Source organism: Nocardioides sp. S5-5, assembly GCF_054954065.1.
The window spans coordinates 1,780,088-1,792,717 of sequence record NZ_CP199913.1; the positions used below are offsets into that span (position 1 = coordinate 1,780,088).

A 12,630-nucleotide genomic window follows, 5' to 3' on the forward strand; every position below is an offset into this window, starting at 1 on the left:
GGGGTCCTCACGCGGGAATGGCAGGAGCACGGACGCACACCGGACGAGCAGGCGTCACCTACAGGCTTAGGCTCGCCGGATGACGAGCGCACGAGCGAGGGGCGGGGTCTCGTACTGGTGGGCCGGCCTCGGCCTCCCGGAGCCGCGCGATCCGCTACCGGGCGACGTCGAGGCCGACGTGGTGGTCGTCGGCGCCGGCTACACCGGGCTGTGGACGGCGTACTACCTCGCCGAGATCCGTCCCGACCTCGACGTGCGCGTCCTCGAGCAGCGCTTCGCCGGGTACGGCGCGTCGGGCCGGAACGGCGGGTGGCTGTCGGCGTCGGTGACCGGCGGGCTCGACGGCTACGCGACCACCCATCCGCGCGCCGACGTCGCCCGCTTCCAGCTCGCCATGAACGACGCGGTCGACGAGGTGATCCGGGTGGCGCGGCGGCACGCCATCGACGCGCAGGTACGGCGTGGCGGGACCCTGCTGGTCGCGCGGAACGCCGCCCAGGAGACCCGGGCCCACCAGGCCGCGAGGACCGCGGAGCGGTGGCCGGAGACGGGAGCGCGGCTGCTGACCGCGGCGGAGGCGGACGCCCGGATCCGGGTGACGGGCGCCCGGGCGGCGGTCTGGGAGCCGCACTGCGCGCGGATCGACCCGGCGCGTCTCGTCGACGGGCTGGCGCGGGTCGTGCGGGAGCGCGGCGTACGGATCCACGAGGGCACGACGGTGCGCTCGATCGCCGCCGGCGGGGTGGAGACCGACCGGGGCACGGTCCGGGCGCGGCACGTCATCCGGGCGACCGAGGGGTTCACGGCCGGGCTGGCGGGGGAGCGGCGGACCTGGGTGCCGATGAACTCCTCGATGATCGTCACCGACCCGCTGCCGGAGGCCGCCTGGGCCGAGATCGGGTGGGCGCACCACGACACCCTCGAGGACTTCGCCCACGTCTACTCCTATGCCCAGCGCACGCCCGACGGCCGGATCGCGATCGGCGGCCGCGGCCACCCCTACCGCTTCGGCTCGCGCACCGACCTCGACGGCGACATCCCCGACCGCACCGTCCAGCACCTGCGCGCGGTGCTCGGCTCCTGGTTCCCGCAGACGAGGGACGTCGGCATCGCCCACGCCTGGAGCGGCGTCCTCGGCGTGCCGCGCAACTGGCGCGCCACCGTCGGGTACGACGCCGCGAGCGGCCTCGGTCACGCCGGAGGGTACGTCGGCACCGGCGTCACCGCCACCAACCTGGCCGGCCGCACCCTCGCCGACCTGGTCGCCGGGGAGCGCACCGACCGGACCACGCTGCCGTGGGTCGACCAGCGGGCCCGGCCCTGGGAGCCCGAGCCGCTGCGCTGGCTGGGCATCCACGGGCTGTACCGCGGCTACGGGCTGGCCGACCGGCTCGAGGCGCGCGGCGGGCGTCGTACCTCGTGGATCGCGACGCTCGCCGACCGGGTCAGCGGGCGGTCGTGAGTTGGGTCGTCCTCCCGGGGCCTCACGTCGAGTCGAGGCTCCGGGTCCTGGCTATCCCGGCGGCGGTGTGCTCAGCCCTCGCCCGAGGGCCCGCGATGGCGCGGGTCGAGGCGCTCGGGGTCGTGGGCGACCTCCTCGTTGCGCCGCCGGTCGGCGACGAAGGCCCAGAGCAGGCCCGCGACGATGAAGGCGGCGACGACCACGCCGAGGATGATCCAGCCGGGTGAGATGTCCATGGTCGGGCGGTACCCCTGTCGTCGGGGAGCAGTCACGACACGCATCGTCGAGTCTTGACTGATTCAAGAAAGATGGCATGCTGGTCCCATGACGGCGCCCGACTTCCAGCAGCAGCTGCGGGACGTCGAGCTCCGGGTCACCCGACCCCGGCTCGCGGTCCTCGAGGCGGTGCATGCGCACCCCCACGCGGACACCGAGTCCATCATCTCCGCGGCGCGCGCCTTGCTGCCGGAGGTCTCCCACCAGGCGGTGTACGACTCGCTGCACACGCTGACCCATGCCGGACTGGTGCGCAGCATCAAGCCGGCCGGCTCGGTCGCGCGCTACGAGACCCGCACCGGCGACAACCACCACCACGTCGTGTGCCGCTCGTGCGGCGAGATCGCCGACGTGGACTGCGCGGTCGGCCACGTGCCGTGCCTGACCGCGTCCGACTCCCACGGGTTCGTCATCGACGAAGCCGAGGTCATCTATTGGGGCCTGTGCCCCGACTGCTCATCCCGCCCCCAGTAGGTCCCGGAAGGAACCCGATGCCCGACAACAACCAGCACACCGAGCCCCTCGTCAGCGAGGGCCCGCAGGACGCCGAGCAGCCCCAGGCGAAGTGCCCGGTCATGCACGGCCTGACCCACCCCACGCAGGGGTCGGCCAACCAGCAGTGGTGGCCGAACAAGCTGAACCTGAAGGTGCTCGCGAAGAACCCGACCGTCGCGGACCCGTTCGGTGGCGAGTTCGACTACAAGGCCGCCTTCCTCGCCCTCGACCTCGAGGCCGTCAAGGCCGACATCAAGGTCGTGCTGACCGACTCGAAGGACTTCTGGCCGGCCGACTTCGGCCACTACGGCCCGCTGTTCGTGCGGATGGCCTGGCACGCCGCCGGCACCTACCGTGCCACCGACGGACGTGGTGGCGCCGGACACGGTCAGCAGCGCTTCGCCCCGACGAACTCGTGGCCCGACAACGGCAACCTCGACAAGGCTCGCCGCCTGCTGTGGCCGGTGAAGAAGAAGTACGGCAAGTCCCTGTCCTGGGGCGACCTGCTGGTCCTTGCCGGCAATGTCGCCCAGGAGGACATGGGCTTCCCGATCTTCGGCTTCGGCGGCGGCCGCCCCGACGTCTGGGAGGCCGACGACGACGTCTACTGGGGTCCCGAGACCGAGTGGCTCGACGACGAGCGCTACACCGGTGAGCGCGACCTCGAGGACCCGCTGGCCGCGGTCCAGATGGGCCTGATCTACGTCAACCCCGAAGGCCCCAACGGCAACCCCGACCCCCTGGCGTCGGCCGTCGACATCAAGGAGACCTTCGGTCGGATGGGCATGACGGTCGCGGAGACCGTCGCGCTGATCGCCGGCGGTCACACCTTCGGCAAGACCCACGGCAACGGCCCCGCCGAGGCCGTCGGCCCCGAGCCGGAGGCCGCCCCGATCGAGGAGCAGGGCCTCGGCTGGAGGTCCTCGCACGCCTCGGGCAAGGGCATCGACGCCATCACCTCGGGCCTCGAGGTCACCTGGACCTACCACCCGACGCGCTGGGACAACGAGTTCTTCCACATCCTCTTCGGCTACGAGTGGGAGCTCTTCGAGTCGCCCGCCGGCGCCAAGCAGTGGCGACCCGCGAACAGCGGCGGCTCCGACATGGTGCCCGAGTCGTTCGGCGACGGGAAGCGCGAGCCGCGGATGCTCACCTCCGACATCGCCCTGCGCGAGGACCCGGAGATGCGCGAGATCTCGCTGCGGTTCAAGGACGACCAGGCCGCGTTCACCGACGCCTACGGCCGGGCGTGGTTCAAGCTGACCCACCGTGACATGGGCCCGAAGTCGCGCTACCTCGGTGCCGACGTCCCGGCCGAGGACTTCGTCTGGCAGGACCCGATCCCCGCCGGCACGGCCCTCTCCGACGACCAGGTCGCCGAGCTGAAGAAGGCGATCGCCGCGGCCGGTCTGTCCGTGTCGCAGCTCGTCTCGACGGCGTGGGCCTCCGCGTCGACGTACCGCGGCTCCGACAAGCGCGGTGGCGCCAACGGCGCCCGGATCGCCCTGGAGCCGCAGCGGTCGTGGGCGATCAACCGTCCGGCCGAGCTCGCGCCGATCCTCACGACGCTGCAGGAGATCGCGACCGCCCAGGGCGCCTCCCTGGCCGACACGATCGTCGTCGCCGGCTCGGTGGGCGTCGAGCAGGCGGCCGCCGCCGCGGGCGTCACCGTCACGGTGCGCACCACGACCGGTCGTGGCGACGCGACGCAGGAGCAGACCGACGTCGAGTCCTTCGGCTACCTCGAGCCCAAGGCCGACGGCTTCCGCAACTACCTGCCGAAGTCGAGCAAGTACCCCAGCGAGTTCGCCCTCGTCGACCGGGCCAACTTGCTCGGCGTCAGCGCGCCGGAGCTCACCGCCCTCATCGGCGGCCTCCGGGTGCTCGGCACCAACTGGGACGGCTCGGACCTGGGCGTGCTCACCGAGAGCCCGGGCGTGCTGACGAACGACTTCTTCGTCAACCTGCTCGAGCTCGGTACGACGTGGACCGCCGTCGACTCCTCGGAGGAGGTCTTCCGCGGCACCACCGAGGACGGCCGCACCTGGACCGGCAGCCGCAACGACCTGGTCTTCGGCTCCAACTCCGAGCTGCGGGCCCTGGCCGAGGTCTACGCCAGCGACGACGCGAAGGAGAAGTTCGTCCACGACTTCGTCGCCGCCTGGACCAAGGTGATGGACGCGGACCGCTGGGACCTGCGCTGAGCGCCTGACCCGCTGACGCACTGCGCGGAGGCCGCCCCACCCGGGGCGGCCTCCGTGTCTTTTGTCGGACCGCCCGGCAGGATGGGCTCATGACCGACGCTCCGGACAACAGCGGCATCACCTACGTCCACGTCCCCGACAAGCACCGCTACGAGATCCACGACGGCGAGACCCTGGCGGGCTTCACGCAGTACCGGCTGCCGGACGACGTCCACGTCGACTTCGTCCACACCGAGGTCGACGACGCGTACGGCGGCCGCGGGCTCGCCGGCGAGCTGGTCGCCGCGGCGCTGGCCGACGTCCGCGAGCAGGGCAGGCGGATCGTCGCGCACTGTCCCTACGTCGCCCGGTGGATCACCAAGCACCCCGAGTACGACGACATCACCGATCCGGCTGCATGAGCGCGACCGAGCCTCGCCGCGACGTCTTCCTCGACAAGGCGCACCCGGCGTCGTACCAGGCAGCGGCGGCGCTCGCCCTCGAGGTGGGCGCCGCGGCGGAGGCGACCGGTCTGGACCGCCGACTCGTCGAGCTGATCAACATCCGGATCTCGCAGCTCAACGGCTGCGCGTACTGCCTCGACCTGCACCGCCGTCGCGCCGTCGAGGCCGGGGAGTCGGAGCGCCGGCTGATCGTGCTCGACGCCTGGTCGGAGACCGCGCTGTTCACCGAGCAGGAGCGCGCCGCGCTGCAGCTCGCGGAGTCGATCACCCGGCTGCCGGAGCCCGACGAGCGGCGCTACGCCGAGGACGAGGCCCGCGCGGTGCTCGGCGACGCGGCCTACAGCGCGGTCGCGTGGGTCGCGATCACGATGAACGCCTTCAACCGGATCTCCATCACCAGCCACCACCCGGTGCGGTAGCGCACGCCTCCGAGCCACCCCAGCACGGCCGACCCGGCGCAAACGAGCTGCTCGACGTGGCTGACCCGGCGCAAACGAGCTGCTCGACGTGGCTGACCCGCCCCAGACTCACTCGCACCAGGGCTGGCTTACTCCCGGTCGGCGTCTCCCGCGGGTCTGTTTCAGCCGGGTCAGTGTATCCCGCGGGTCTGTTTCAGCCGGGTCGGCGGAAGGGGGAGTCAGGTGATGGTCAGCCCGCCGTCGACGGGGAGCGTCTGGCCGGTGACGTAGCCGGCGGCGTCGGAGGCGAGGAAGACCACGGTGGCGGCGAGCTCGCGCGGGTCGCCCTTGCGGCCGGCGGGGATGCGGGCCTGCTGGGAGTCGAGGTAGCCCGGCGGGTAGGTCTCGGTCATCTCGGAGGCGAAGAAGCCCGGCGCGATGGCGTTGACCCGGATCCCCTTGCGACCGGTCCACTGCTGGGCCAGGTCGCGGGTCAGGCCGATGATGCCGGCCTTCGAGGCGGCGTACGCGGCCTGGGGGAGACCGGCGGTGGTGATGCCGAGCACCGACGAGATGTTGATGATGCTCGAGCCCGGCTGCATCACCCGGCCACACGCCTGGGCCATCCAGTAGCTGCCGTTGAGGTTGATGTCGATGACCTGGGTGAACTGCTCGGGTGTCTCCCGGGTGGCCGGTACGGCGGTGCCGACGCCGGCGTTGTTGACCAGGATGTCGACCCGGCCGAACTCGGCCGTCGCCGCGTCGACGAGTGCCTGGCAGGAGGCGGGATCGGCGACGTCGGTCTGCACGCACAGCGCTCGGCGGCCGGCGGCCTCCACGAGCGCGGCGGTGTCGGCGAGCCGGTCGACGCGACGCGCGCCGAGGGCGACGTCCGCGCCGGCCTCGGCCAGCGCCTTCGCGAAGTCGACGCCCAGCCCGGAGCTGGCGCCGGTGACGACGGCGACCTTGCCGTCGAGGCGGAAGAGATCGATGACGGTCATGTCCGCACGGTAGTGCGCCTGCTCGACGGCCGCGATGCGGACCCAGCGCTGCTCGAACCCCGACGGCATAATAAGGTATGCCTTACTTAATCCTGAGAGGCATGTCTCGATGATCCATCGCTCCTCCCATGTCCGCTCCCTGCTGGCCGGCGCCACCCTGTCCGTCCCGGTCCTGGACGTCGTCGAGAAGGCGCTGGCGAGGTGAGCGCCGCGGAGATCGCGATGAGCGTCCACCACGCCCAGGTCCTCGACGCCGTCGACCTGACCGGCGGCATGCGGCGTGTGGTGTTCGGGGGCGAGGGACTCGCCGGCTACCGGTCCACCGGAGTCGGAGACGAGTACATCCGGCTGCTCTTCCCTGCCGACCCCGACCAGCGCCCGGACCTGCCCGGCGTCGTCGACGGCAACCTCGACTACGGCTCGATCGACCTCGACCGGCTGCGCACCTACACGGTGCGCGCGTGGGACGCCGCGGCGCGGCGGCTCAGCGTGGACTTCGTCGTCCACGAGGGTGGCGTCGCGGCCACCTGGGCCCGCCAGGCCACGCCCGGTCAGGTGATCGGGTTGAACACGCCGACCGCGCTGTACGCCCCGCCGGCGGACCTGGAGTGGCAGGTCCTGGTCGCCGACTACGCCGGGCTGCCGGCCGCCGTACGGCTGGCGGAGACGACGGACGTCGCGACCCGGCTGGTGCTGGAGGTGCCCGGCGCGGCGTACCAGGTCGAGGTCGGGGCGCGCCCTGACCTCGAGGTGGTCTGGGTCCACGGCGGCAACGGCCACGCGCCGAGCCGGATCGAGGAGATCGTCCGCTCACTGCCACGGCCCGAGGGCGTCGGGTACGTCTGGGTGGCGGGGGAGTCGAAGGTGCTGCGCGGCGTGCGCAAGCACCTGCGCCACGAGCTGCGGCTGCCGGCGACGTCGTACAAGACGGTCGGGTACTGGATCGAGGACGCGGAGAAGTGGCGCGAGCGCTACGACGGCCTCGACGAGGACACCCGCGCCGCGCTCGACGCGATCTGGGAGAAGGGCGGCGACGAGGAGGACCTGGAGGACGAGTACGACGCCCGCCTGACCGAGCTCGGGCTGTGAGCCCGGCGCTCCCAGGCCCGGTCTCCGGCGCCCCGCTCGTGCTTCCCCTGGGCAGTCATGGCTGAGCCGGCCACCCCGACGGCGCAGGGCCTGCTGCGCGACGCGATCACCACCCACCGCGGCCGGGTCGCCCTCGCGACCGTCTGCGCGATCGGCCACCAGGCGGGCGAGGCCCTGGTGCCGGTCGTGGTCGGCCTCGCGCTCGACCGAGGCATCAGCGCCCGCGACGACCGGGCGCTCCTCGTCTGGCTGCTGGTGCTCGGCGCGACCTTCGCCCTGCTGTCCTTCTCCTACCGCTGCTTCGACCGTACGGCGACCCGCGTGGCCGCCGACGCGGAGGTGGCGCTGCGCCGCCGGGTCGCGGCCCACCTGCTCGACGTGCGCGGCGTCGGCCCCCACGAGAGCGGCTCCGGCGGCCTGGCGGAGGTCGCCTCCTCCGACGTGCGCACCGTCGCCGAGAGCTCGAGCGTGCTGCAGATGTTCGCCGCCGGTGTGGCCGGGATGCTCGTCGCCGTCGTGGCGCTGCTGCGGATCCACGTCGTCGTCGGCCTGGTCGTCGTGGTCGGCGTCGTGCTCGTCGCCCTCCTGCTGCACCGCGTGTCCACCCTGCTCGAGCGACGGGTCGTCGCCGACCGCGCGGCCAGCGCCGAGGCGGCCGACGCCGCCGCCGACCTGCTCTCCGGCCTGCGGGTGCTCAAGGGCCTCTCCGCCGAGGACGCCGCCGGTCGCCGGTTCCGGGGCGTCAGCGGCCGGGCCCTGGTGGCGGCGCTGCGCAGTGCCCGCGCGGGCGCCGGCTTCGAGGCCCTCGCCGCCCTCGCGCCCGCGCTGCTGGTCGCGGCCACGGTCGCCGTCGCCGGCGGCCTCGCGCTCGACGGCGAGCTCAGCCTGGGCGCGCTGGTCGCCGCGCTGGGTCTGGCCCAGTTCCTCTCCGGACCGCTGCAGCTGGTCGCCTACACCTTCGCCGAGCTCGCGACCGTGCGCGCCGCGGCAGTGCGGGTGGCGGGGGTCCTCGCGACCGACCCGCCGGCGTACGGCGCCGCGGCGGTCGCACGACGTCCCGACGAGATCTCGGTCGACGGCCGGGTCCTCGATCTGCCGAGCCCGCTCCGGCTCCGGTCCGGCGTCCTGACGGGCGTCGTCGGCAGCCCCGAGCGGCTCGAGCGGCTCGCGGCGGCGCTCACCGGCGAGCCCCGCCCCGACGGCGACCTGGTCCGGCTCGGTGAGCTGGCACTGAGCGCGGCCGACCCCGCCTCGCTGCGGGACGCGCTGGTCGTCGTACCCCATGACGTGCGGCTGTTCACCGGCACCCTTGCCGCCAATGTCGGTGACTCCGCGACGGTCGGCGCCGCACTCGACGCGGCCGCTGTCACCGACGTGCTCGACGTGCTGCCCGGCGGCCTCGACGCCGAGGTCGGCGAGGGCGGGCACCTGCTCTCCGGCGGCCAGCGGCAGCGGGTCGGCCTGGCCCGGGCGCTCGCGCTCGATCCGCCGATGCTCGTGCTGCACGAGCCCACCAGCGCGGTCGACTCGGTCACCGAGGCGCTGATCGCTGCCCGCCTCGGCACGCTGCGCGCCGGGAGGACCACGATCGTGCTGACCACCAGCCCGGTCCTCCTCGACGCCTGCGACGAGGTGCTCTGGCTCGACGACCGGGTCGCCGTCGGCACCCACCACGCGCTGCTCGAGCACGGCGCCTATGCCGCGGCGGTGCTGCGATGAGCACCCTGATCGGTGTGGCCTCCGGGCGGGCCACCCTGCGCGAGCTGCGCCGGATCCTGCGCCCCCGGGCGGGTCTGGCCGCCGCGGCCGTCGTGATGATGGTCGTCGCGGCCGCCGCGGGCATCGCGGTGCCCCTCGTGATCGGGCGGGTCGTCGACGAGGTGCTCGGGACCGGTGGCTCGCTCACCGGGTCCGTGGTGCAGCTGGTCGTGCTGGCCGCGATCGCCGGCCTGGCCGGGCTCGCGGCCGAGCTGCTGATCGCCCGCGTCGGCGAGCCCGCCGTGGCCGAGCTGCGCGAGGAGGTGCTCGAGCACGCCCTCCACCTGGACTACGGCGTCGTCGAGGACTCCGGCACCGGCGACCTGCTCGCCCGGGTGAGCCAGGACGTGCGCGCGCTCGCCGACGTGGTGCGGGCGGTGCTCAGCCGGTTCGGCGGCGCCGCGATCACCCTTGCGCTGAGCCTGGTGGGTCTCGCCGTCGTCGACTACCGCTTCGCGCTGGCGGCGCTGGTCGCCGTACCGATCCAGGCGGGGGCGACCCGCGGCTACCTGCGGCTCGCCGGGCCGACGTACCGCTCCCTGGCGCGAGCGGAGGGGGCCGAGGTGCAGCAGCTGCTCGAGTCGGTGCAGGCCAGCGGCACGGTCCGCGCCCTCGGCCTGGGGGAGCGGCACCGCACCGCGATCCGCGACCGAGCGCTCACCACCCGCGGACTGCGTCTCGACGCGGTGCGGATGCGCACCGTCTTCTTCCAGCGCCTCAACCTCGCGGAGTACGTCGGGACCAGCGCCATTCTCGGCGTCGGCGGCTGGCTGGTGGCGCGCGACGCGGTCACCGCGGGCGCGGCGACGGCCGCCGCGCTGATGTTCATCCGGCTGTTCAACCCGATCAACATGGTGCTGGCGCTGCTCGAGGACGTGCAGTCCGCGGCCGCGGGCCTGGGTCGTCTGGTCGGCGTCCTCGAGGCGCCGCGGCGCACGGCGCCCGAGGGGGGTGAGCTGCCCGTGGCCGACCGCTCGGTGCGCTTCGAGGACGTCGGCTTCGGCTACCACCCCGACCACCCGGTGCTGCACGGGCTGTCCTTCGAGGTCGCACCGGGGGAGCGGCTCGCGGTGGTGGGCGCGAGCGGCGCCGGCAAGAGCACGCTCGGCGCCCTCGTCACCGGGCTGCGGCTGCCGACCGACGGCAAGGTCTGGCTCGGCGGCGCCACCACCGGCGAGCTGCCGCCCGAGGTGCTGCGGCACTCCGCCGCCCTGGTCACCCAGGACGTCCACCTGTTCCGCGGGTCCCTGCGCGACGACCTGCTCCTCGCCCGGCCCGAGGCCACCGAGGAGCAGCTGGTCGCCGCGCTCGACCTGGTCGGGGCGCTCGGCTGGGCGCGGGCGCTGCCCGACGGGCTCGACACCGCCATCGGCTCCGGCGGTCACCCGCTCACCGCGCTGCAGGCCCAGGAGGTCGCACTCGCCCGGCTGGTGCTGGCCGACCCGCCGGTCGTCGTCTTGGACGAGGCGACGGCGGAGGCCGGCAGCGCCGGCGCCCGTCAGCTCGAGGAGGCGATCGAGCGCGCGACCGCCGGGCGCACGACGATCATCGTCGCCCACCGGCTCAGCCAGGCCGCCCGCTGCGACCGGATCGCGGTGATGGAGCACGGCCGGCTGGTCGAGCTCGACACCCCCGAGGCGCTACGGGAGGCCGGTGGGCCGTACGCGCGGCTGTGGACCGCCTGGGCGCGGGGCGCGGAGGCAGGGCGGTGAGCGGGCCACTGGCCGCGTTGTGGCAGCGCTACCGGCGCTACCGCGGGCGGTTCGTGCTGGCGGTGGCGATGTCGACGCTCAACAAGGTCGCCGACGTCGTCCCGGAGCTGCTCATCGGCGCGGCGGTCGACGTCGTCGTCCGCGGATCCGACTCCTTCGTCGCCGGCCTGGTCGGGGCCGAGTCGCGCCATGCCCAGCTGGCCTGGCTGGCCCTCATCAATATCGTCGTGTGGGTGGTCGAGTCGGCCTCGGAGTACGCCGCCGCCGTCCTGTGGCGCGGGCTCGCCCAGGCCGTCGAGCACGACCTGCGGGTCGAGGCCTACGACCACGCCCAGCACCTCCACCTCGGCTGGCACGAGTCGCGGACCGCGGGCGCGACGCTCGCCACGCTCAACGACGACGTCAACCAGCTCGAGCGGATGCTCGACATCGGCCTGCCGGCGATCCTGCAGACCGCGCTGAACGTGCTGCTCGTCGGGATCGTGTTCGCCGTCGCCTCCTGGCAGCTGCTGCTCTACGCCTTCTTGCCGATCCCCGTCATCGTGCTGGGCTCGCTCGTGTTCCAGCGCCGCCTCGAGCCGCTGTACGACGACGTCCGCGAGAAGGTCAGCGACCTGTCCGGCGCCCTGAGCGCCAACCTGGCCGGCATCGCCACCATCAAGTCCTTCACCGCCGAGGAGCGCGAGCGGGACCGGATCGAGGAGGTCTCCGCCGCCTACCGCGACACCAACCTGCGCGCGATCCGCTCCTCGGCCGCCTTCGTCCCGCTGGTGCGGATGGCGATCCTCGCCGGCTTCACCTGCACCCTGCTGCTCGGTGGCTGGGCGACTCTCGACGGCGACCTCGAGCTCGGCCTCTACTCCGTGCTGGTGTTCATGACCCAGCGGCTGCTGTGGCCGATGACCGACGTCGCCGAGGTCCTCGACCTCTACCAGCGCGGCCGGGCGTCGACCGCGCGGATCCTGGCGCTGCTCGCCGAGCCGGTGACCGTGCCGGCCGGCGCGCGGACCCTGGCGCGGCCGGTCCGCGGCCGGGTCGAGCTGCGTGGCGTCCGGGCCGGGTACGCCGACGGGCCGGACGTCCTGCACGACCTGGACCTCGTCGTACCGGCGGGGGAGACGCACGCGATCGTCGGCCCCACCGGAGCCGGCAAGTCGTCGCTGCTGCGGCTGGTGCTGCGCTTCGACGATCCGCGGGCCGGCGCGGTGCTGCTCGACGGCACCGACGTGCGCGACCTCGACTGGGACTCGCTGCGTGGGTCGGTCGGCTACGTCGCCCAGGACATCTACCTGTTCTCCGGCACCATCGCCGACAACATCGCCTACGGCCGTCCCGACGCGAGCCGGGCGCAGGTGGTCGCCGCGGCGGAGGCGGCCGCCGTGGCGTCGTACGTCGACGGGCTGGCCGACGGCTACGACACCTGGGTGGGCGAGCGGGGCGTGACCCTGTCCGGCGGCCAGCGGCAGCGGATCGCGCTGGCCCGGGCGCTGCTGCGCGAGCCGGCCCTGCTGGTGCTCGACGAGGCCACCAGCGCGGTCGACAACGAGACCGAGGCGGCGATCCAGCGCTCGTTGCGCGTCGCGGGCGAGCGCTGCACCACGATCGTGGTCGCGCACCGCCTCTCGACGGTCCGTCATGCCCACCGGATCTGGGTCCTCGACGGCGGCCGGGTGGCCGAGGCGGGCACCCACGACGAGCTGGTCGCCCTCGGCGGCGCCTATGCCGCGCTGTGGCGGGTCCAGACGGGTGAGGCCGAGGCCTGAGTCGGGTCCGTCGGCGACTATCCTTGGGC

General features: G+C 73.6%; 11 protein-coding genes. 9 read left to right on the forward strand and 2 right to left on the reverse strand.

Annotated elements, in window-relative coordinates:
- The first annotated feature begins 79 nt into the window (after positions 1-79).
- Positions 80-1,462 (forward strand): NAD(P)/FAD-dependent oxidoreductase, encoded by a 1,383-nt coding sequence (locus tag ACUP6Y_RS08410; RefSeq protein ID WP_462555352.1) that lies wholly within the window; start codon positions 80-82, stop codon positions 1,460-1,462.
- 71 nt (positions 1,463-1,533) lie between these two features.
- Here ACUP6Y_RS08410 and ACUP6Y_RS08415 read toward each other — a convergent pair whose 3' ends face one another.
- Positions 1,534-1,698: a hypothetical protein gene (locus ACUP6Y_RS08415; protein WP_462555354.1), complete on the reverse strand. Its 165-nt coding sequence runs from the start codon at positions 1,696-1,698 to the stop codon at positions 1,534-1,536.
- Between the two features lie 88 nt (positions 1,699-1,786).
- On the opposite strand from ACUP6Y_RS08415, the gene ACUP6Y_RS08420 reads away from it, so the two are divergent.
- The 4 genes from ACUP6Y_RS08420 to ACUP6Y_RS08435 all read left to right on the forward strand — a co-directional run bounded on the left by ACUP6Y_RS08420 (position 1,787) and on the right by ACUP6Y_RS08435 (position 5,299).
- Positions 1,787-2,212, forward strand: coding sequence for a Fur family transcriptional regulator (locus ACUP6Y_RS08420; protein ID WP_462555355.1), 426 nt, complete (start codon positions 1,787-1,789; stop codon positions 2,210-2,212).
- Positions 2,213-2,229: 17 nt separating this feature from the next.
- The gene (gene katG, locus ACUP6Y_RS08425) at positions 2,230-4,437 is read left to right on the forward strand and encodes a catalase/peroxidase HPI (RefSeq protein ID WP_462555356.1); all 2,208 of its coding nucleotides are present in this window, start codon (positions 2,230-2,232) and stop codon (positions 4,435-4,437) included.
- A gap of 89 nt (positions 4,438-4,526) precedes the next feature.
- Positions 4,527-4,838: a GNAT family N-acetyltransferase gene (locus ACUP6Y_RS08430; protein ID WP_462555357.1), complete on the forward strand. Its 312-nt coding sequence runs from the start codon at positions 4,527-4,529 to the stop codon at positions 4,836-4,838.
- Complete coding sequence (locus ACUP6Y_RS08435; protein ID WP_462555358.1) at positions 4,835-5,299, forward strand: carboxymuconolactone decarboxylase family protein; 465 nt, start codon at positions 4,835-4,837, stop codon at positions 5,297-5,299. The genes ACUP6Y_RS08430 and ACUP6Y_RS08435 overlap by 4 nt, the downstream gene beginning before the upstream one ends.
- Before the next feature lie 218 nt (positions 5,300-5,517).
- On the opposite strand, the gene ACUP6Y_RS08440 is transcribed toward ACUP6Y_RS08435, so the two are convergent.
- A complete protein-coding gene (locus ACUP6Y_RS08440) occupies positions 5,518-6,279 on the reverse strand; it encodes an SDR family NAD(P)-dependent oxidoreductase (RefSeq protein WP_462555359.1) in 762 nt (253 codons plus the stop codon).
- A 201-nt stretch (positions 6,280-6,480) separates the two neighbouring features.
- On the opposite strand from ACUP6Y_RS08440, the gene ACUP6Y_RS08445 reads away from it, so the two are divergent.
- The 4 genes from ACUP6Y_RS08445 to ACUP6Y_RS08460 are packed head-to-tail and all read left to right on the forward strand — an operon-like array spanning position 6,481 to position 12,601.
- Positions 6,481-7,368 carry a siderophore-interacting protein gene (locus ACUP6Y_RS08445; protein ID WP_462555361.1) on the forward strand — a complete coding sequence of 296 codons (888 nt, stop codon included), beginning with the start codon at positions 6,481-6,483 and terminating at the stop codon, positions 7,366-7,368.
- Positions 7,369-7,425: 57 nt separating this feature from the next.
- A complete protein-coding gene (locus tag ACUP6Y_RS08450; protein ID WP_462555362.1) occupies positions 7,426-9,087 on the forward strand; it encodes an ABC transporter transmembrane domain-containing protein in 1,662 nt (553 codons plus the stop codon).
- Positions 9,084-10,838, forward strand: a complete 1,755-nt coding sequence (locus ACUP6Y_RS08455) for an ABC transporter ATP-binding protein (protein WP_462555363.1) — start codon at positions 9,084-9,086, stop codon at positions 10,836-10,838. The genes ACUP6Y_RS08450 and ACUP6Y_RS08455 overlap by 4 nt, the downstream gene beginning before the upstream one ends.
- Complete coding sequence (locus ACUP6Y_RS08460) at positions 10,835-12,601, forward strand: ABC transporter ATP-binding protein (RefSeq protein WP_462555364.1); 1,767 nt, start codon at positions 10,835-10,837, stop codon at positions 12,599-12,601. The genes ACUP6Y_RS08455 and ACUP6Y_RS08460 overlap by 4 nt, the downstream gene beginning before the upstream one ends.
- The last annotated feature ends 29 nt before the right edge of the window (positions 12,602-12,630 follow it).